An 18,656-nucleotide genomic window follows, 5' to 3' on the forward strand; every position below is an offset into this window, starting at 1 on the left:
TCATGGCTAGATCCCGATCAACCAATCTCGCCCTGGTGTCGGCCGGTGTCACGGCGCTGGCCTCGGCCGCGGTCGCGGTCGCGCTACCGGCCGACGCGGCGGCCGCGGGCTGCTCGGTGAGCTATGCCGTCTCGTCGCAGTGGCAGGGTGGGTTCGGCGCCAACGTGTCGATCACCAACCTCGGCGATCCCCTGACCAGCTGGACGCTGACGTGGGCGTTCGGCGCCGGGCAGACGGTGACCCAGGCGTGGAACACCACGTTGACCCAGAGCGGTTCGGCGGTGACCGCGAAGAATGTGAGCTACAACGGCTCGGTCGCCACCAACGGTTCGGTGGCGTTCGGCTTCAACGGGTCGTGGACGGGCAGCAACCCGGTCCCGGCGAGCTTCGCGGTGAACGGCGTGACCTGTACGGGTGGCACCGTGCCGACGTCCGCTCCGACGACCACGCCCACGACCGCGCCGACCACTGCTCCGACCACCGCGCCCACCACGTCGCCGCCCAGCACGTGCTCGTTGCCGTCGACCTACCGCTGGACCTCCACCGGGCCGCTGGCCACGCCGAAGTCGGGCTGGGTGTCGCTCAAGGACTTCACCGCTGTGCCGTACAACGGCAAACACCTGGTCTACGCGACCACGCATGACACCGGCTCGACCTACAGCTCGATGAACTTCGGCCTGTTCACCAACTGGTCCGACATGGCCTCCGCCAGCCAGAACGGCATGTCCTCCGGAACGGTCGCGCCGACCCTGTTCTACTTCGCCCCCAAGAGCATCTGGGTGCTCACCTACCAGTGGGGAGCAACCGCCTTCTCCTACCGCACCTCCAGCGACCCCACCAACCCCAACGGCTGGTCCGCCGCCCAACCACTGTTCTCCGGCAGCATCACCGGCTCCGGAACCGGGCCGATCGACCAGACCATCATCGGCGACAGCGCCAACATGTACCTGTTCTTCGCCGGCGACAACGGCAAGATCTACCGCGCCAGCATGCCGATCGGTAACTTCCCCGGCAACTTCGGCACCAGCTACACCACCATTATGAGCGACACCCAGGCCAACCTGTTCGAAGCCGTCCAGGTCTACCAGGTCCAAGGCCAGAACCAGTACCTGATGATCGTCGAAGCCATGGGCGCCAACGGCCGCTACTTCCGGTCCTTCACCGCCACCAGCCTCTCCGGCTCCTGGACACCGCAGGCCGCCACCGAGAGCAACCCCTTCGCCGGCAAAGCCAACAGCGGCGCCACCTGGACCAACGACATCAGCCACGGCGACCTCGTCCGCGCCACCGCCGACCAAACCATGACCATCGACCCCTGCAACCTCCAACTGCTCTACCAGGGGTACGCCCCGGGCACCTACGACGACTACGGCAAACTGCCCTACCGGCCCGGTGTGCTGACGCGGCAGCGCTAGTGGCGTGCGGTGCGCGCTCGGCGGGCGCGCACCGCGGCCATGACCGCCGCCGTCAGGAAGATGATCGCGTACGCCTCGAGCAGTCCGCGGCCGTAGTGCAGCGGCAACGCCGACGGGTTGTCGGCGGCCCGGCCCCGGCCGAGCACCAGCGGGAGCGCCACGATCGTCACGGCCAGGCCGACCAGCAGCGCCGCGCCGGCGAACGCGCGCAGCCGAAGCGGGACGAACCGGCCGATCAGGGCGCCGATGCCGATGGTCAGCGGCAGCAGCAGACCGTCGTGGACGACGAGCACGCCGACCAGGAACACCAGGACTCCGCCCTTGACGTCGGGGTCGGCGAGCGCGCCGATCACCGCGTACGCCATGCCGAGCGCGCCCAGGCCGATCAGCCCGCGCCGGATGGCGGTCATGACGCGTTGCGCGCGGTGATCCGGCCGACCCATTTGGTCTGCAGCACGCCCGGCCGGTTCGGGGCGATCAGCCGGGCGGGATAGCCGTGGTCGGGGTGCAGGGCCTCGCCGCCGAGCCGCAACGCGATCAGGGTGAACGGGTCGCGGACGTGCGGTGGTGGCACGGTCGTGGCGCGGTAGCGGCCGCGGGTCTCGAGCGACTCCACGTACGCCTCGGCGTCGTCCGGGTCGACGCCGACCAGCGCGACCAGGTCGCGCAGCCGCACCCCGGTCCAGGTGCCGGTGGAGCTCCAGCCCTCGACGCAGCTGATCGGCAGCACGACGGTGTGCTGGGTCAGGGCTTCCAGGTCGGCCAGGGCGAGACTGATGGTCCGGGCCGGACCGGCGAGGGTGAGCCGGTACGCCGGATCGAAGACGGCGTCGCGGACCCCGGCGGCGCCGGCGGTCTTGTTGACCGGCACGTGCTGCGGCCCGCTCCGGGGCCGCCGCGGCGCGAGAACCGCGAGTGGCGCCAGCGGCGCGGCGGTCTGGCCGACGGTGCTCAGGGTGATCACCCCGGCGGCGGCGGTGACCGCGCCGAGCAGGCCGCGCCGGCTGAGCGCTCCCGGCGCGGTGCGATCCGGAGTGGGCCGGGTGAGCGCGGTCCGGATGATCGGCAGCTTGACGCCGATGTGGACGAGCAGCGCGCCGATCGCCAGCCACGCCGCCCAGTAGTGCCCGGCGGTGAAGAAGAACGGCATCGGCGCGTACCAGTGGGCGATGTTGAGGATGCCGCTGACCAGTTGGAACAGCGCCGCCGCCACCAGCACGGCGATGCCGGCCCGTTCGATCGCGTGCACGAGGTTGCGCACCGGCGGCCAGCCGAACAGCCGGGGGTAGACCGACCAGAGCTTCGCGCCGAGCAGCGGCACGCCGGCCAGGCCGGTCGCCACGTGCACGCCCTGGGTGACGCGGTAGAGGTTGACCGGCCGCGACGGCCAGCCGAACCAGAACGGCGGGTGCTGGATGAAGTGGCTGATCAGGCCGGTGACGAAGCAGATCGTGAACGCGACGGCGAGCGCCGAGCCGAGCAGGCTGGTGAGCCGGGGCGAGCGCAGTTTCGAGTCGAAGGCGCCCCGGCGCAACGGCCCGCGGCGCAGGGCCGCCGGTGGTGTCGGCAACGGCGCGAAGAGCCAGGCGTAGCCGCGCCGGGCCCGGGTCGCTAGGCCGGCAGCAACGTCGCGAACCATCGGTCCGCCTCCGTCCAGGTGGTCCGGACCCGGAGCCGGGCGGCCGCGGCGAAGACGGCCACGTCGTCGGCGGACAGCACCGCCCAGCGGAACGTCTCGCTCGCCGGGCCGTCCCCGGCGCTGATCCGGGCGTCACCCGACCAGCTGCGGGTGCCGGGCCGGGCCAGTTCGACGTGCAGCCGGCCGTCCGGCGCCAGCAGCTCCCGGCAGCGGCGCAGGAGCCGGGCCGGGTCGCCGCCGATGCCGATGTTGCCGTCGGCGAGCAGCAGGTGCCGCCATCGCCCGTGGCCGGGCAGGGCGGCGAAGACGTCGCGGCGCAGGGCGGTCGCGCCGCGGGCGCGGGCCAGCCGGATCGCCGCGGCGCTGATGTCGATGCCGAGCGCGGGCCGGCCGAGCCGGTTGAGGGCGTAGGTGAGCCGGCCCGGGCCGCAGCCGACGTCGAGCGTCGGTCCGGTGCAGCGGCCGAGCAGGCCGCGGTCGCCGGACAGGTGGGGCCGGCACCAGGCGGCGGCGTCGACCCTCTGCTCGGCCCCGTCGCCGCCCCGGACGGTCAGCACGACGGGTGATCCGGTCGCGGCGCGGGACAGGGCCGTGTCGAAGACGGCGAGCGCGCCGGCGGACGTCGTGGCGGTGACGGTCATCCGGCCAGCTCCGTGCGCACGACGCCGGCGAACCGGCTCTCCGGCCGGCACAGCGCGGCGACCGCGTGCGCATCGGCGGCGGTGTCGACATCGGTCAGAACCGGCAGCGTGACGACCCGCAAGCCAAGACCTTCCAGCGCGGCCGAGGTGAGCGCGCCGGTGTCAGCCCTTGACATGGGTACGTCGTGGAGCACTTCCGCATGGGCCGGATCGCGCAGGCCGAGCGCCCACCAGCCGCCGTCGGAGGCCAGGCCGAGCACCGCGTCGGCGCCGTCCGCGGCCAGGCATTCAACCGCGTCGGCGAGCAGCCGGGCGTCGGCCTGCGGGGTGTCCATCCCGATCAGCAGGCCGGCGGTGCCGGGAACAGCGGCGTCGGCGTACGCGTGGGCAAGGCGCTCGCCGAGCGGGCCGCCCCGTTGCGCCACCCGCCCCCAGCCCGCCGGCGCCGGCAGCTCACCGTCGACCACCAGGACCCGCGCCGCGGCCGGTGTCGCCGTGACGGCGTCCAGGGTGTCCGCCAGGGCCGCGGCGGCGATCCGGGCCGCCTGCGCCGGCGTGCACGGTGGACACAGCCGGGTCTTGACCTTGCCCGGCACCGGCGTCTTCGCCATGACCAGCAGCTGCACCTTCATCGGGCCAGCACCGCGCTCATGTCGCGGATCGCCCGGGCCGTGCCCCGGAACGTGCCGGTCACCTTGGATTTCGTGCCCTCGGCCCGGGGGTGGTAGGCGACGTCGACCTCGGTGACCGTCCAGCCGGCGCGGGCGGCGGCGATGAGCAGTTCGAGCGGGTAGCCGAAGCGGCGGTCGCGCAGGCCGAGCGACAGCAGGTCGTCGCGCCGGGCCGCGCGCATCGGGCCGATGTCGTGCACGGTCAGGCCGGTGGTGCGGCGCAGCCGGTGGGCGAGCACGGCGTTGCCGAGCCGGGCGTGCGGCGGCCACGCGGCGCGGGTGGCGGGCCGACGCCGGCCGACCGCGAGTCGCGCCGCGCCGGCCCGCACCGGGTCGGCGACCAGCGGCAACTGGGCCGGGTCGAAGGAGCCGTCCGCGTCCATCACGCAGACCACGCCGTCGACCGGGTCGGCGGCGACGATCCCGGCGTGCACGGCGGCGCCGTAGCCGGGCTGCGGGACGGACACCACGGACGCGCCGAGGCGCCGGGCCAGTTCGGCCGAGCCGTCGGTGGAGCCGTTGTCGGCCACGACGGCCCGGTATCCATCGGGCAGCCGGCCCAGCAGCCAGGCCAGGGCGGGCGCCTCGTTGAGGCAGGGCAGTACGACGTCGGTCATGGACGCCGAAGTTAGCCCCGCATCAGGGCCCGTGACCGCCGTTCGCCATTACCGCTTCCTTACGTCCCCGGAAGTTCTTACGAACCGCTGACGTGCTGGTCAGCAGCCCTCCGCCGGGGGTCGGCGAGGCCTACGGTCGGTCGCATGACCCATGTCCTCGTGACCGGCGGCGCCGGTTTCATCGGCGCCCACGTGACCGCCGCCCTGCTGTCCGCCGGGCATCAGGTGCGGGTGCTCGACTCGGCTCATCCGGCGGCGCACTCCGGCCCGCCACCCACCGAGGTCCACGGTGTACCGGTGCTGCGCGCCGACGTCCGCGACCGGTCCGCGGTGGCCGATGCGCTGCGTGGCATCGACGCCGTCGTGCACCAGGCCGCGATGGTCGGCATGGGAGTCGATCTGGACGACCTGCCGGAGTACGTCGGCTGCAACGACCTCGGCACCGCGGTGCTGCTCGCCGCGATGGCCCGCGCCGGCATCGGCCGGCTGGTGCTGGCCAGCTCCATGGTCGTGTACGGCGAGGGCGCCTACACCTGCGCCACCGACGGCCCGGTCCGCCCGGCCGCCCGGGAAATCGCCGGACTGGCCGCGGGTCGCTTCGAGCCGGCCTGCCCGGTCTGCGGCCGCGACCTCGCGCCTGCCCTGGTCGACGAGGATGCCGCGCTCGATCCGCGCAGCGTCTACGCCGCCACCAAACTCGCCCAGGAGCATCTCAGCGCGGCCTGGGCGCGGCAGACCGGCGGGTCGGTGACGGCGCTGCGCTACCACAACGTGTACGGGCCGGGCATGCCCCGCGATACCCCGTACAGCGGGGTCGCCGCGATCTTCCGGTCGGCGCTGGAGGCGGGCCGCGCCCCGCGGGTGTTCGAGGACGGCGCCCAGCGGCGCGACTTCGTGCACGTGTCCGACGTGGCCCGGGCGAACGTGGCCGCCCTCGACGCGACCGCCGGCCGGGCGGGCGGCCTGCGCGCTTACAACGTGGCCTCCGGCCGGCCCGCGACCATCGGCGAGATGGCGGCGGCCCTGTCCGACGCGGTCGGCGGCCCTGGGCCGGTGGTGACCGGCGAGTTCCGGCTCGGCGACGTCCGGCACATCGTCGCCTCGCCCGCGCGGGCCACCGCCGAGCTGGGCTTCACCGCCGCGATCGGCCTGCACACCGGGGTGGCCGAGTTTGCGCACGCCGCGCTACGCGGATGACGGTCGGCGATCGCGCCCGCCGCGTTGCGGGGACGACAGTCCGCCTTCACGCGGGCCGCGGTGCGGGGAGGGAGGGCCACCTTCACGCGGGCCGCGGTGCGGGGAGGGAGGGCCGCCGGATTCCGCGGGCGGACCTGGTCGCGGCGGGCGCGGCCCTCGGGCTCGTCGCCCTGGCCTGCCTCGCCGGCGCCGCCCTCTATCTGGCCGGCCATCCGGTGCACGCGACTTCCGCCCCGTTCACCGGGAACTGGCTGCCCCATCTCGGTCCCGGCACACCGCTCGCGCTCGGGGTGGCCGCCGTGGTGGTCTGGCAGGGGTCGCGGCTGGCGGCGGTGTTGCCCTGGCGACGGTTGCTCGCCACCGCGTACGTCTCGGCGGCGGCATGGATCTTCTCCCTTGCGCTGGTGGACGGCTGGCAGCGCGGCCTCGCCGGCCGGCTCACCACCCGCCACGAATACCTCAGCGAGGTCGGCGGGGTCACCGGCGTGCACGCCATGCTGCGCGGCTTCGCCGGGCGGATCCTCGACTTCCAGCTCGACTCGTGGACCACCCACGTCGCCGGGCATCCGCCCGGCGCTTTCCTCGTCTTCATCGCCCTCGACCGGATCGGCCTCGGCGGGGGTGGCTGGGCGGCGGTCGCCTGCGTCGCGATCGGGGCGTTGTGCGCGGTGGCGGTGCCGGTGACGATCCGGGCGCTCGGTGACGAGGCCGCCGCCCGGGCCGCCGTCCCGTTCCTGGTCCTGTTCCCGGGCGCTGTTTGGATCGGGGCGTCCGCCGACGGCCTGTTCGCCGGCGTCACCGCCACCGGTCTGGCGCTGCTCGCCGTCGGTCTCACCGGGCGGAGCGTGGCGCCGGCCTTCGCGGGCGGGTTGCTGCTCGGCGGCGGCCTCTACCTTTCGTACGGCCTCGTTCTGCTCGCCGTGCCGGCGCTGGCCGTGGTGTTCCTCGCCGCTCGGTCCCGGCCCTGGCCCTCCCTCCCCCTGGGCGCGGCGCTCGCCGGCGTCGCCACCGTGGTGGTGGCCTTCACCCTGGCCGGCTTCTGGTGGCTGGACGGATATCACCTGGTCACGGTGCGGTATTACCAGGGCATCGCGAGTGTTCGGCCGTACGCCTATTGGATCTGGGCCGATCTTGCCCTCGTCTTCGTCTGCGCCGGACCGGCCGCCGCCGTGATCCTCCGGCGGTCCGCCCTCCGACAGTCCGCCGCCGGGCCCGGCCGGCTGCGCCCGGCGGTGTTGTTGCCGGCCGCCGCGCTGCTCGCCATCCTGGCCGCCGACCTGTCCGGTTACAGCAAGGCCGAGGTCGAGCGGATCTGGCTGCCGTTCGCGGTCTGGCTGATGGCCGGCGCCGCCCTGATCCCGCTGCCCGGCCGCCGATTCTGGCTGGTCGCGCAGGCCGCGGTCGCCCTGCTGGTGAACCACCTGCTGCTGACCACCTGGTAGATGAACCGCCGGTGACCCGCTGCCGGCCACCTGGCCGGAACCGCTGCGGACCACCTGGCCGGTCATCCGTAAGGACTTCGCAAGGCCGAACGGCGTCCGGCACCGCTAGCGTCAAGAGGTGGCCCATGTTCTCGTCGTCGATGACGACCCGACCGTCAGCGATGTCGTGCGGCGGTACCTCGAGCAGGACGGCTGCCGTGTGCGCCTCGCCGCCGACGGCATCGCCGCTCTCGCCGCCGTCGACGACGAGCGGCCCGACCTGGTCGTCCTCGATCTGATGATGCCCGGCCTGGACGGCCTCGAGGTGTGCCGGCGGTTGCGCCACCGGCTGCCCGACCTGCCGGTGGTGATGCTGACCGCGCTCGGTGAGGAGGCCGACCGGGTGGTCGGGCTCGAACTCGGCGCCGACGACTACGTCACCAAGCCGTTCTCGCCGCGCGAGCTCGTCCTGCGCGTCCGCTCGGTGCTGCGCCGCAGCACGCCGGCGACCGAGGCGGCGCTGCTGAGCGACGGCGAGCTCACCGCCGACACCGGCCGGCGGATCGCCCGTCTCGGCGACCGCCCGCTGTCGCTGACCGTCCGCGAGTTCGACCTGCTCGTCTTCCTGCTGCGCAACCCGGCCCGGGCCTGGTCCCGCGCCCAGTTGCTGGAGCAGGTGTGGGGCTGGCAGTTCGGCGACCAGTCGACGGTCACCGTCCACGTCCGCCGGCTGCGCGAGAAGATCGAGGCCGACCCGGCCGACCCGCAGCGCATCCTCACCGCCTGGGGCGTCGGCTACCGCTACGAGCGCGCGCATGGCTGACCTGCTGCTCATCGCGCTGTACGCGCTGGTCGCCGGCGGCGCCGTGGGCCTGGCCGGGATGCTGGTGCTGCGCCGGCTGGCCGGCCGGTCGATCACCGTGCACATCTGCGTCCTGCTCACGATCACCGTCGCGGCGGTCGTGGCCGGCGTCGTCACGGTCGCCAAGGCGATGTTCCTGTCCCCGCACGACCTCCAGGTCGTGCTGCTGACCGTGACCGCCTCCGCCCTGGTCAGCCTGGGCGTCGGGGTCACCTTCGGCCGGCGTCTCGCCGCCGCCGCGGTGTGGTCGGCGCAGGCCCGGGAACGCGAGCGCCGGCTCGAGGCGGGCCGCCGCGAGCTGGTCGCCTGGGTGTCGCACGACCTGCGGACGCCGCTGGCCGGGCTGCGCGCGATGGCCGAAGCGCTGGAGGACCGGGTGGTGGCCGACCCGTTCGCCGTCGCCGACTACCACCACCGGATCCGGGTCGAGACCGAGCGGATGGCCCGGCTGGTGGACGATCTGTTCGAGCTGTCCCGGATCAACGCGGGCGCGCTGCGGCTCGCCATCGCGCAGGTCCCGCTCGGCGACGTCGTCTCCGAAGCGATCGCCGCCGCCGCGCCGCTGGCCGCGCACCGCCGGATCCGCCTGGTCGCCGCGGAATCCGGCTGGCCGACCGTGCCGGCCAGCGAACCCGAACTCGCCCGCGTGATCACCAACCTGCTGGTCAACTCGGTGCGCTACACCCCGCCCGACGGCACCGTGCACATCGCCGCCGGCCGCGACGGTGAGGACGCCTGGCTGACCGTCACCGACACCTGCGGCGGCATCCCGGAGGCCGACCTGCCGCGGGTGTTCGACGTGGCGTTCCGGGGCGAGCGGGCCCGCACCCCGGCGCCGGCCGGAACCCCCGGCGGCGGGCTCGGCCTCGCCATCGTCCGCGGGCTGGTCGAGGCGCACGGAGGCCAGGTCGGCGTCGGCAACACCGGCAACGGCTGCCGCTTCGTCGTCCGCCTCCCGGCCCGATCCAGCTAGGGCTTAGCCGGCCGACTCGTAGGAGAAGACGATCATGTCGCGCATGACGATGCCGTTCTCGGTCATCGGCGGCTGGATGTAGTCGAAGAAGTCGCGTCTCACGGCGTACATCCGGAAGCCGCATTTTTGATAGAAGGCGATGTTGTCGAGTGCGCAGTTCGCGGTGCCGACCAGGAGGGTGCGGCCGGGAGGCAGCTCGGCCTGCACCGTGGTGACGATCTGTTTGCCGAGGCCCTTGCCGCGTTCCGCGGCGGCGACCGCGAGGTAGAGAAGCTCCGAGGGCTCGGCAACGGCCCAGCGGACCACCGCCGCTGCGACCGGCTCACCGTCGGCGACCGCCGCCCACGCCTGGCAGGCCGGGTCGCGCAAGGCCGCCCGGATGCGGTCGTCGGCCTCCTCGGCGTCGTGCAGGATCGGCACCAGTTTTTCCGCCTCCGGGCCGGACACCGGAATGCATCGCACGGACACCTGCACGCCTCCTCAGTCACAGTGAGCGTCACATCGGGCCGTCGGCCGGTCAACCGAGAAACGCGTACCGGCCGGGCTTCTTGATCATCGTTGGTGCGGAAAGGGGCGTAGGGTCAGCATGCTCCGCTTTTCAATGCCTTTTTCATCGCCTTTTCATCGCTGTAATCGCGAGCAGGCGAGCACGATGCTGCACGTCCACCGACCCGGTTCAGGGGGTTCGATCATGTCCAAGGACTCGACGACCAAGGCGAACGTCAAGAAAAAGGGCAAGACGATCAAGGAAAAGCAGACGGCGAAGCGCCTGAAGCGCGACGAGCAGAACGGCAGCTCCTCGAAGATCCCGCCCACCGGGCACTGATCGACCGTCAAATCCGATCGCGACGCCGGTTGTCCAGGAGTGTGGAAAGCTCCTGGGCAAGCTCCCCGAGGCTCTCCCCGCGGTAGACGCCGGCCAGTTCGTCGAGCAGGCGGGCCGCGACCGCAACCCGGGCCGCCGGGTCATCGCCGGCGAGCTGTTCGCGCAGCACCTTGGCATAATCGTCGCGGTTGAGCGGATTGCCGGAGCGATCCCGGGCGCTTGCCGTCGGCCGGGGCGGCACCAGGCCGGCCGCCGGAGTGGTGCTGAAGCGGGCGTGCTCGGGGCAGTAATCGGTCTGCCGGATCGGATCGGCCGTCCAGCCGGTCGCGTGATCGCGAGCCCACGATCGGGCGTCGGTGTCGTTGCGCCACGCCTCGATGGCCGGCGGCTCCAACTGGACCGGGCAACCGGCCACATCACAACTGAGCACGACCCGCCGCAGCGCGCCTCCTCTGGACAAGTGGATGCTCACTACAGCCCGCTCTCGTGGTCTTCCCACCATGCGACCCGGGCCATCGTCGGCTGACGACCGGTCGTCGCACATGCTCGACCCTACCGCTCACCGAGCCGCAAAACGCACTGTGGAACGTCCGTTCGTGGATGGCTCACGCCCAGATGGTGCGCAGCCGGTCGGCCTCGGCCGCGGCCTGCGCCCGGCCCGCCTCGGCGGCCGGGCGGCGGCGTGCCGGGTCCAGCACGTTCCGGCCGATGGCGGCGCGCGCGGCTGCGTCCGGTGACACCACCGCACCACGCACCTGCGGGCCCAAGGCGGCCACCTGCGCGGCCGGCCGGCCCGACGGCCGGACCGACTGCGGCGTCGGGGCGAGCACGACCACCTGCCGGCTGCCGGCGGCCAGATCGGCGTTGGCGACCGACCGGACCCCGCCGTCAACGTATCGAGTGCTGCCGATCGTGACCGGCGGCCAGGTCAGCGGCACCGCACAACTGGCCGCGACGGCGTCGATCAGCGGGACGCCACTGGACGCGTCGAAAACGCGTACCGCCCCGGTCTCGGCCTCGACCGCCGGGATCAGCAACCGGGTCGCCGGCCAACCCCGGTCCCCGATGCGCCCGGCGATCACCGCACGGCGCTCCGCCTCCGGCACCGTGCGGGCGCGCAGCGCCTGCCGGCCCAGCCACGCGCGACCGCGCGCCGGGTCACCCGGCCACAGCCCGGCGACCACGAACTTCACCAGGCCGCCCACACTCATCCGCGCGGCGAGCTCGCCACTCGCATCGGCGAGCTGCGCCTCGAAAAGATCCGCGAGAGGTACGCCGGAGAGCACCTGGGCGGCCACCGACGACCCCGCCGAGGTCCCGATGAACAGCCCGGCATCGGTCAGATCGACGCCCTGCTCGACCAGGCCGTGCAGCAGCCCGATCTCCCAGGCGATCCCGGTGACTCCGCCCCCGCCGAGCACGAGCGCCTTGCCGTCAACACTCATGCCCCGAATCCAAGCACGCCCGGGCGGTGCGCCCGGCGATTCCGCCGGGCGCGCCCGTCAGGTTTCTAGCGCTGCCGGGTGAGCAGACCCGGCCGGTACGGCAACAGGCCGTAGTCGCCGCCCGAACTCGGGGAACGGCCCTGGTAGAGCAGTTGCAGGTTGCAGGGGTCGATGGTGAAGGTCTGATCGGCGCTGGTGCGGACCAGTTCGCCGTGGCTGATGTCGTTGGTCCAGGTGGCGCCGCTGTTGGCCTTGCCGGCGAACGGGTTGCTCTCGGTCGCGGCCTGCGCCGTCCAGGTGCCGCCGAGGCTGGTGGCGGTGAACGACCGGAAGTAGCGACCGTTGGCGCCGATCGCCTCGACGATCATCAGATATTGGTTCTGGCCCTGGATCTTGTAGACCTGGGGCGCTTCGAACAGGTTGTTCGTGGTGTCGCTCATGATCGTGGTGTAACTGCTGCCGAAGCTGCCCGGGAAGTTTCCGATCGGCATGCTGGCCCGGTAGATCTTGCCGTTGTCGCCGGCGAAGAACAGGTACATGTTGGTGCCGTCCGCGATCAGGGTCTGGTCGATCGGCCCGGTCCCGGAGCCGGTGATGCTGCCGGAGAACAGTGGTTGGGCCGCCGACCAGCCGTTGGCGTTGGTCGGGTCGGTGGAGGTGCGGTAGGAGAAGGCGGTCGCACCCCACTGATAGGTGAGCACCCAGATGCTCTTGGGCGCGAAGTAGAACAGGGTCGGCGCCACGGTGCCCGACGACATGCCGTTCTGGCTGGCCGACGCCATGTCCGACCAGTTGGTGAACAGGCCGAAGTTCATCGACCCCCAGGTAGACCCGGTGTCGTGGGTGGTGGCGTAGACCAGTTGTTTGCCGTTGTACGGGACGGTGGTGAAGTCCTTGAGCGACACCCAGCCCGACTTCGGTGTGGCCAGCGCCCCGGTCGAGGTCCACCGATAGGTCGACGGCAGCGTGCACGTCCCGGTCGGAGAGGTCGTGGGAGTGGCGGCGCCGACCGGGACGAGCTGCCATTGCTGGTTGGCGCCGTTCCAGTCGGCGTACTGGACGACGTTCGCGCCGTCGGTGGTCGCGGCGCCCTGGACCTCGAGAGCCTTGCCGCTGTTGCGGTTGATCAGCTGGATGTAGCCGTCGATGTCCTGGATGCTGAACTGCTGGTTGGCGGCGTTGTTGTCGGTCCACTGCACGACCGATCCGCTATCGGCGGTCGACCAGTTGTAGACGTCGAGCACCTTGCCCGAGAGCTTGGACTTGAGTCGGTAGTAGCCGCCGCCGGAGTCGACGAACTGCCACTGCTGCTGGCTCTGGTCGTTGCGGGTCCACTGGGCGATGCGGGCGCCATCGGTGGTGGCCAGGTCGTAGACGTCGAGGGCCTTGCCGCTGTTGCGGTTGACCAGCACGTACGAGGCGCTGGTGTCGATCGTGGCGGCGGACGCCTGGGAGGCGGTGAGCGCGACGAGGCCGCCCGCCGCCACCAGCGTCACCGCCGCGACGACGGCCCGCCAGCTTTTACCGGTGACTGTCATGATGAGCTCCCTGGGGGACGGGTTCAGCTGCTGGTGCAGGAGCGGATCTGCGGCCGGGTGGTGGTGTTGCCGTTGAACGACGTGGTGAAGCCGAACGTGCTGCCGGACCCGTTGGACTCGTGGTCATACCGTCGTGCCTTTCGGGGGATAGGGTCGATACCGGTTGGCGCTCACCATTAATTGCATGCGTTTACGGGGGAGTATGCGTCATTGGGAGCGCTCCCAATGACGCATCATGGTCTGGGCCGGTAAATATGTCAAATAGCGCCGGCGGCCGTTCTGCTTAACAATTTTTTATTTCTGAATTTGTGTTATGAGACCATTCCGTACGGCTGGCGCCCGGGTATTACCGTGGCGGTCATGGCCACGCCCGCTTGGCAGCCGATGCCTCCGCCACCTCCGCCGCCTCCACCGAAGAGATCCAACACGCTGCGCACGGTGCTGATCGTGGTCGGCGTGGTGCTGGTGCTGTGCTGCGCCGGCGGCGTGATCGGCGGCGTCTTCCTCTACAAGGGCGTCAAGACCGCGGTCGGGCCGGTGCGCGACGTCGCCGACGAGTTCATCACCGACCTCGAGCACGACGACACCACGTCCGCCTACGAGCTGCTCTGCTCGGACACGCAGAACGCCTTCCCGCCGGCCACCTTCGCGCGGGGTGTCAGCTCGCAGGCGAAGATCGACAGCCACAAGATCACCAACACGATGATCCGCAACACGAACGGCAGCACGTCCGCGACGGTCGTCGCCTCGCTGACGATGAGCACCGGCTTCGTCGACCAGCACACCTTCGTCCTGATCAAGGAAAGCGGCACCTGGAAGGTGTGCGGCAACCCCTACTGATCGGCGGGTTGTTCCGGGCCGGTGACCGCGCTCGGTGAGCCGGCCAGAATCGCCGCGGCGCCGACGACGGTGGCAATCGCGAGTGCGGCCGCCGGGCCCCAGCCGTGCCGGATCTCGTCGCCGAGCAGTGGGATCGCCACCACCGCCGGCACGATCACCTCGACGCCCCACAGCAGCGCGGTGACCGCGGCGACCGCCCCGCGCTGCAGCGCCGCCGCGTAGGCCACAGTGCCGGCCACCCCGGCGCAGATCACCACCCACAGCAGCGGCTCGGCCAGCGTGCCGATCAGCGGCGTGCGCGGCTGAACGACCCGCCCGGCCAGCGCGGTGGCCGAGAAGGCGAGCCCGGCCAGCCCGGCGAGCAGCAGGCCCCGCCGGTCGGTCCGCCCCGCCATCAGCACGGCGAGGCCGGTCACCGCGGCGACCGCGAACCCGGCGACGGACAGCACCAGCACCGCGCCGGCGGACGGGGACGACGCGGGCTGCTCCCGGCCGGCCACGCCGACCACACCCAGCGCGCCGACCATCGCCAGGATCGCGAGGTAGTCGCGGGGCCGGATCACCGTGTGCAGGACCACCCGGGCCAGCAGCACCGTCAGCCCCAGCGAGCCGGCCAGCACCGCCTGCACCACGTACACCGGGAGCCCGCGCAGCGCCCACAGCGAGAGCGCCCAGGCGCCGGCGTCGACGACGAGACCGGCCAGATAGAGCGGGGAGACGGCCAGGGCCAGCACCGTGCCCGGCCGGTTCGCGGCCACCGCCTGCAGGATCGAACCACCCGCGTACGCGACGGCGGCCAGCACCGCGATCGCCAGGCTCACCCCGCGTCCGGCGGGGCGGCGCCGGACAACCTCCGGCGCGTGCTGCTCCCGCTTACCCGGCCGACGAGATTGTGTATCACCACCGGCAACCCTATCCGCGGTGACAACCGGTCCGGAAACCGCTCGCACGAATAGCGGATGGAAACGCCGAACGGCGGCCCACCGAGTCGGTGGACCGCCGTTCGCGGAGTCTGGGTCAGACCGGGCGGATGTTCTCCGCCTGCAGGCCCTTCTGGCCCTGGGTGATGTCGAACTCCACCCGCTGGTTCTCCTCGAGGCTGCGGAAACCGCTGGCCGAGATCGCGGAGAAGTGGGCGAAGACGTCGGCGCCGCCGTCGTCCTGGCTGATGAAGCCGAAGCCCTTGTCAGCGTTGAACCACTTCACGGTACCTGTAGCCATGTCTGCTCCTTCAAGCAATTCGAGATCACACCGTGCGATCTCTTGCGCCGCCGCGTTGATGACCCGCGCCGGAACCGACACGACAAACGAAAAAAGCGCCAGACGGGTTTCAGATAACCCCATCAGGCGCCGAAAACGTCTACTGGAAATCAAAACTGCAACGTGGGAACCCTAGCACACGAAATCGATGATCGGTCGGCTTGACGCGGCCAAAGTGTGATCCAAGTCACACGGCGGCTTATCACAGTCTTTGTCCGAAGTGCACGGCTTCGGTCCCAGGTCACCGAACGCTACAGTGATCGCGCTCGACATTGAAGATCATCGTCGGACTACACGGGGGAAAGGGCTCTGGGCACAATGCTGTCTGGAAACGGTTCGTGGCGACCTAAAACTGCCACCTTCTTGCTGCTGGCCATCGTGCCGGCGCTTACTGCCACGATGCTGACCACCTCGGCTTCGGCGGCTTCGCGGGGTGGGGACTTTCCCGATCCCCCGGCCAACAAGCGGGTCGAGCTCACCACGACGAAGACCAAGCGTTCGGTGACGGCGCTCAAGGCGTACACCCGCTTTGATCCGGCGCGGCACGCGGCGCTTCCGAAAGCGCAGACCGCAACCGTCGCGGTGACCAGGAGTGGCACGAAGGCCGGCGAGGCGATCACATTGTCCGGTTCCGAACGGCGAGTAGTGGTGTCCACTTTGGACGCCAAGGCGGCCGAGAAGGCCGGCGTGCGCGGGGTGATGTTCACGCTGCGTGGCGAGACGGCCGGCCAGGTCGGGGTGAAGGTCGATCCGGCGACGTTCCGGAACGCGTACGGCGGCGACTTCGGGTCGCGGTTGCGGCTGGTGCGGTTGCCCGGGTGCGCCCTCACCACCCCGGAGCTGGCCGCATGCCAGACGCAGACGCCGGTGACCGACGCCGCCCGGGTGTCACTCGCCGCGGGCGTGCCCACCGTGCTCGCGGCGGCCGCCACCACCGGTGGGCCGGCCGGTGACTACAAGGCGACCTCGCTGTCGCCCGGCGGCAGCTGGGCGACCAGCGGCAACACCGGCGCGTTCACCTACAGCTACCCGATCGCGGTGCCCGCTCCGATCGCCGGCGGCGCGCCCGGCGTGAGCCTCAACTACAACTCCGCTGGTCAGGACGCCCGCACCCAGGGCACCAACAACCAGTCGTCCTGGGTCGGCGACGGCTGGAGCACGACCGACAACTTCGTCGAGCGCACCTACAAGTCGTGCACCGAGGTGAAGGACTCCGGTGCGGCCGAGGGCTCCGGCGACGTGTGCTGGGCCGGTCAGATCCTGACGATGTCGCTGAACGGCGTGTCCACCGCGATCGTCTACGACGACACGAGCAAGGCGTTCCGGGCGGTGAGCGACGATGCCGCCATCAAGATCGAGAACCTGACCGGCGCCACCAACGGCACCAAGAACGGCGAATACTTCCGGGTCACCCAGAGCGGGACCCAGTACTACTTCGGGCTCAACCACCTGCCCGGCTGGACCGCCGACGCGGAGGAGACCAAATCGGCCTGGGCCGAGCCGGTCTACAAGGCGAACGCCGGCGTCTCCGCGTGCCCGACGTCGACGACGTTCGGTGACACCGCCTGCAACCTGGGCTACCGGTTCAACCTGGACTACGCGGTGGACCTGCGGGGCAACGCGACCGCCTACTACTACACGCCGGAGACCGGTTACTACGGCGCGAACAAGAAGAACACCGCGGTCGCCTACACCCGGGGCGGCACGCTCAAGCGGATCGACTACGGCATGACGGCGTCGACGGTCTACTCGGCGCCCGCGCCCGAGCAGGTCGTCTTCGGCACGGCCGAGCGCTGCACCGGGGACTGCACGCTCAGCGAGGCGCATCCCGAGTTCTACCCGGACGTGCCGGCCGACCTGAACTGCGACGCCACCGGCGACTGCACCAGCCACTCGCCGAGCTTCTGGTCACGCAAGAAGCTCACCTCGATCACGACGCAGGTCCGAGTAAGCGGCGCGGTGAAGCAGCTCGACCGTTACGACCTGGTGCAGACGTTCCCGGACGGAGGCGACCACGCGCCGACACTCTGGCTCGAGTCGATCAAGCGCACCGGCCTGGACCGGCTCGGCGGCGCGAGCACCGACGCGAGCACCCCGGCGGTGACCTTCAACCCGATCCAGCTCGCCAACCGGGTCGGCACCCTGCCCGGCCTGCCGCTGATGTACCACAACCGGATCAAGAACGTCGTCTCCGAGACCGGTGCCGAGACCACCGTCGACTACGCCACCCCGAACTGCGACGGCGTCCCGGCCAGCGATCCCAACGACAGCAAGGACACCAAGGCGCAGGCGTACGCGTCGACGAACACGACCGGCTGCTTCCCGGTCTACTGGGCGCCCGAGGGCCAGCCGAACCCGCTGATCGACTGGTTCTACACGCACCCGGTCAGCCGGGTGACCACGATCGACAAGTACAACAACTTCCAGGACGGCTCGCAGCCCAAGCTGGTCACGGAGTACGCGTACCAGGGCAAGCCGGGCTGGCACTACGACGACAACGAGGTCGTCAAGGAGAAGAACCGCACCTGGGGCCAGTTCCGTGGTTACCCGGAGGTCGACGTCACCACCGGTGACACCGGCATGTTCCATTACACCGACGGCACCGAGGTCCACGACCGGAAGACGCTGACCAAGACCTACTACTTCCTGGGCATGGACGGCGACACCCTGCCGGACTCCAAGAAGCGCGACGTGCCCGCCCTGAGCAGCTCCGACGGCGGCGTCTCGGTCGGCGACAACAACGCGTACGCCGGGCAGGTCTTCGAGACCGTGACCTACACCGGGAACGGCGGCTCGATCAACAAGGCCGTCGTCACGGTGCCGGCGCTGATCGGCCCGACCGCGTCCCGGGCCCGCACCGGCCTGTCGCCGCTCACCGCGCAGATGGTCCGCACGGCCAGGACGCTGACCCGCGAGGCGGTCTCCTACGGCTGGCGCAAGACCGAGACCAGCACCTTCTACAACACCACGCTCGGCCAGACCACCACCGGCATGGCGGTGCAGGTCGCCGACCGCGGTGAGGTCGCCGCGGCCGGCAACGTCGCCAAGTGCACGTTCAACCGCTACCTGAACGGCAAGGCGGCCACCCTGGTCGTGCTGGCCGAGGTCGTGGTGACGCAGCAGGACTGCACCGCCGCCGGGGCGACGGCCACCGGCACGGTGCTCACCGACACGCGTACCTCGTACGACAGCAACGCGTTCGCCTACAACGGTGACGGATGCTCCTATGGATGTCAAGCGGCGGGTTCAAGATTGTTTGAGGTGATGAGCTGGTAGAGCTCGCGGGCGACGTAACGCTTGAGGCACCGGAT

At 71.2% G+C, this 18,656-nt stretch carries 19 protein-coding genes; 8 read left to right on the forward strand and 11 right to left on the reverse strand.

The features are described from left to right. Window positions 1-2: 2 nt before the first annotated feature. On the forward strand, window positions 3-1,415 hold the full coding sequence (locus AB0E90_RS40630) for a non-reducing end alpha-L-arabinofuranosidase family hydrolase (protein ID WP_360417636.1): 1,413 nt from the start codon (window positions 3-5) through the stop codon (window positions 1,413-1,415). On the opposite strand, the gene AB0E90_RS40635 is transcribed toward AB0E90_RS40630, so the two are convergent. The 5 genes from AB0E90_RS40635 to AB0E90_RS40655 are packed head-to-tail and all read right to left on the reverse strand — an operon-like array spanning window position 1,412 to window position 4,983. Next, on the reverse strand, window positions 1,412-1,825 hold the full coding sequence (locus AB0E90_RS40635; protein WP_360417637.1) for a hypothetical protein: 414 nt from the start codon (window positions 1,823-1,825) through the stop codon (window positions 1,412-1,414). The two genes, AB0E90_RS40630 and AB0E90_RS40635, sit on opposite strands and share 4 nt — an antisense overlap. Then, window positions 1,822-3,054: a molybdopterin-dependent oxidoreductase gene (locus AB0E90_RS40640; RefSeq protein ID WP_360417638.1), complete on the reverse strand. Its 1,233-nt coding sequence runs from the start codon at window positions 3,052-3,054 to the stop codon at window positions 1,822-1,824. The genes AB0E90_RS40635 and AB0E90_RS40640 overlap by 4 nt, the downstream gene beginning before the upstream one ends. Further along, window positions 3,027-3,695 (reverse strand): class I SAM-dependent methyltransferase, encoded by a 669-nt coding sequence (locus AB0E90_RS40645; RefSeq protein WP_360417639.1) that lies wholly within the window; start codon window positions 3,693-3,695, stop codon window positions 3,027-3,029. Before AB0E90_RS40645 ends, AB0E90_RS40640 begins: the two co-directional genes overlap by 28 nt. Then, complete coding sequence (locus AB0E90_RS40650; protein ID WP_360417641.1) at window positions 3,692-4,327, reverse strand: DUF2064 domain-containing protein; 636 nt, start codon at window positions 4,325-4,327, stop codon at window positions 3,692-3,694. The genes AB0E90_RS40645 and AB0E90_RS40650 overlap by 4 nt, the downstream gene beginning before the upstream one ends. Then, entirely contained in the window at window positions 4,324-4,983 is a 660-nt protein-coding gene (locus AB0E90_RS40655; protein ID WP_360417642.1) for a glycosyltransferase family 2 protein, read from the reverse strand. Before AB0E90_RS40655 ends, AB0E90_RS40650 begins: the two co-directional genes overlap by 4 nt. Before the next feature lie 144 nt (window positions 4,984-5,127). Between AB0E90_RS40655 and AB0E90_RS40660 the strand changes: the two genes are divergently transcribed. The 4 genes from AB0E90_RS40660 (at window position 5,128) to AB0E90_RS40675 (ending at window position 9,436) form a co-directional block, all read left to right on the forward strand. Then, window positions 5,128-6,180: an NAD-dependent epimerase/dehydratase family protein gene (locus AB0E90_RS40660; RefSeq protein WP_360417643.1), complete on the forward strand. Its 1,053-nt coding sequence runs from the start codon at window positions 5,128-5,130 to the stop codon at window positions 6,178-6,180. Then, complete coding sequence (locus AB0E90_RS40665) at window positions 6,177-7,622, forward strand: hypothetical protein (protein ID WP_360417644.1); 1,446 nt, start codon at window positions 6,177-6,179, stop codon at window positions 7,620-7,622. The genes AB0E90_RS40660 and AB0E90_RS40665 overlap by 4 nt, the downstream gene beginning before the upstream one ends. Window positions 7,623-7,740: 118 nt before the next feature. After that, on the forward strand, window positions 7,741-8,424 hold the full coding sequence (locus AB0E90_RS40670) for a response regulator transcription factor (RefSeq protein WP_360417645.1): 684 nt from the start codon (window positions 7,741-7,743) through the stop codon (window positions 8,422-8,424). After that, complete coding sequence (locus tag AB0E90_RS40675) at window positions 8,417-9,436, forward strand: ATP-binding protein (RefSeq protein ID WP_360417646.1); 1,020 nt, start codon at window positions 8,417-8,419, stop codon at window positions 9,434-9,436. The genes AB0E90_RS40670 and AB0E90_RS40675 overlap by 8 nt, the downstream gene beginning before the upstream one ends. Before the next feature lie 3 nt (window positions 9,437-9,439). Here the strand turns inward: AB0E90_RS40675 and AB0E90_RS40680 are convergent, their stop codons facing one another. Beyond that, window positions 9,440-9,904, reverse strand: a complete 465-nt coding sequence (locus AB0E90_RS40680; RefSeq protein WP_360417647.1) for a GNAT family N-acetyltransferase — start codon at window positions 9,902-9,904, stop codon at window positions 9,440-9,442. Between the two features lie 223 nt (window positions 9,905-10,127). Here AB0E90_RS40680 and AB0E90_RS40685 point away from each other — a divergent pair, with 223 nt between their 5' ends. Continuing rightward, window positions 10,128-10,262, forward strand: coding sequence for a hypothetical protein (locus tag AB0E90_RS40685; protein WP_360417648.1), 135 nt, complete (start codon window positions 10,128-10,130; stop codon window positions 10,260-10,262). A gap of 7 nt (window positions 10,263-10,269) precedes the next feature. Here AB0E90_RS40685 and AB0E90_RS40690 read toward each other — a convergent pair whose 3' ends face one another. The 3 genes from AB0E90_RS40690 to AB0E90_RS40700 form a co-directional block, all read right to left on the reverse strand. After that, window positions 10,270-10,722, reverse strand: a complete 453-nt coding sequence (locus AB0E90_RS40690; RefSeq protein ID WP_360417649.1) for a hypothetical protein — start codon at window positions 10,720-10,722, stop codon at window positions 10,270-10,272. Between the two features lie 145 nt (window positions 10,723-10,867). Further along, window positions 10,868-11,707 carry a patatin-like phospholipase family protein gene (locus AB0E90_RS40695; protein ID WP_360417650.1) on the reverse strand — a complete coding sequence of 280 codons (840 nt, stop codon included), beginning with the start codon at window positions 11,705-11,707 and terminating at the stop codon, window positions 10,868-10,870. Between the two features lie 65 nt (window positions 11,708-11,772). Then, window positions 11,773-13,245 (reverse strand): non-reducing end alpha-L-arabinofuranosidase family hydrolase, encoded by a 1,473-nt coding sequence (locus tag AB0E90_RS40700; RefSeq protein WP_360417651.1) that lies wholly within the window; start codon window positions 13,243-13,245, stop codon window positions 11,773-11,775. 360 nt (window positions 13,246-13,605) lie between these two features. Between AB0E90_RS40700 and AB0E90_RS40705 the strand changes: the two genes are divergently transcribed. Next, window positions 13,606-14,085, forward strand: coding sequence for a hypothetical protein (locus AB0E90_RS40705; RefSeq protein WP_360417652.1), 480 nt, complete (start codon window positions 13,606-13,608; stop codon window positions 14,083-14,085). Here the strand turns inward: AB0E90_RS40705 and AB0E90_RS40710 are convergent. Both AB0E90_RS40710 and AB0E90_RS40715 read right to left on the reverse strand, forming a co-directional pair. Further along, window positions 14,079-14,906: a hypothetical protein gene (locus AB0E90_RS40710; RefSeq protein WP_360417653.1), complete on the reverse strand. Its 828-nt coding sequence runs from the start codon at window positions 14,904-14,906 to the stop codon at window positions 14,079-14,081. The two genes, AB0E90_RS40705 and AB0E90_RS40710, sit on opposite strands and share 7 nt — an antisense overlap. A 196-nt stretch (window positions 14,907-15,102) precedes the next feature. Next, window positions 15,103-15,306, reverse strand: coding sequence for a cold-shock protein (locus tag AB0E90_RS40715; protein ID WP_360417654.1), 204 nt, complete (start codon window positions 15,304-15,306; stop codon window positions 15,103-15,105). Window positions 15,307-15,708: 402 nt separating this feature from the next. Between AB0E90_RS40715 and AB0E90_RS40720 the strand changes: the two genes are divergently transcribed. After that, window positions 15,709-18,621, forward strand: coding sequence for a hypothetical protein (locus tag AB0E90_RS40720; RefSeq protein WP_360417655.1), 2,913 nt, complete (start codon window positions 15,709-15,711; stop codon window positions 18,619-18,621). The last annotated feature ends 35 nt before the right edge of the window (window positions 18,622-18,656 follow it).

The organism is Actinoplanes sp. NPDC026619 (assembly GCF_040638295.1).
Classification (GTDB): Bacteria; Actinomycetota; Actinomycetes; order Mycobacteriales; family Micromonosporaceae; genus Actinoplanes.

Coding starts and splice junctions, on each gene's coding strand:
- AB0E90_RS40660 (WP_360417643.1), top strand. CDS start 5,128: ATGACCCATGTCCTCGTGACCGGCGGCGCCGGTTTCATCGGCGCCCAC.
- AB0E90_RS40695 (WP_360417650.1), bottom strand. CDS start 11,707: ATGAGTGTTGACGGCAAGGCGCTCGTGCTCGGCGGGGGCGGAGTCACC.
- AB0E90_RS40640 (WP_360417638.1), bottom strand. CDS start 3,054: ATGGTTCGCGACGTTGCTGCCGGCCTAGCGACCCGGGCCCGGCGCGGC.
- AB0E90_RS40650 (WP_360417641.1), bottom strand. CDS start 4,327: ATGAAGGTGCAGCTGCTGGTCATGGCGAAGACGCCGGTGCCGGGCAAG.
- AB0E90_RS40675 (WP_360417646.1), top strand. CDS start 8,417: ATGGCTGACCTGCTGCTCATCGCGCTGTACGCGCTGGTCGCCGGCGGC.
- AB0E90_RS40715 (WP_360417654.1), bottom strand. CDS start 15,306: ATGGCTACAGGTACCGTGAAGTGGTTCAACGCTGACAAGGGCTTCGGC.
- AB0E90_RS40635 (WP_360417637.1), bottom strand. CDS start 1,825: ATGACCGCCATCCGGCGCGGGCTGATCGGCCTGGGCGCGCTCGGCATG.
- AB0E90_RS40645 (WP_360417639.1), bottom strand. CDS start 3,695: ATGACCGTCACCGCCACGACGTCCGCCGGCGCGCTCGCCGTCTTCGAC.
- AB0E90_RS40700 (WP_360417651.1), bottom strand. CDS start 13,245: ATGACAGTCACCGGTAAAAGCTGGCGGGCCGTCGTCGCGGCGGTGACG.
- AB0E90_RS40630 (WP_360417636.1), top strand. CDS start 3: ATGGCTAGATCCCGATCAACCAATCTCGCCCTGGTGTCGGCCGGTGTC.
- AB0E90_RS40705 (WP_360417652.1), top strand. CDS start 13,606: ATGGCCACGCCCGCTTGGCAGCCGATGCCTCCGCCACCTCCGCCGCCT.
- AB0E90_RS40665 (WP_360417644.1), top strand. CDS start 6,177: ATGACGGTCGGCGATCGCGCCCGCCGCGTTGCGGGGACGACAGTCCGC.
- AB0E90_RS40685 (WP_360417648.1), top strand. CDS start 10,128: ATGTCCAAGGACTCGACGACCAAGGCGAACGTCAAGAAAAAGGGCAAG.
- AB0E90_RS40655 (WP_360417642.1), bottom strand. CDS start 4,983: ATGACCGACGTCGTACTGCCCTGCCTCAACGAGGCGCCCGCCCTGGCC.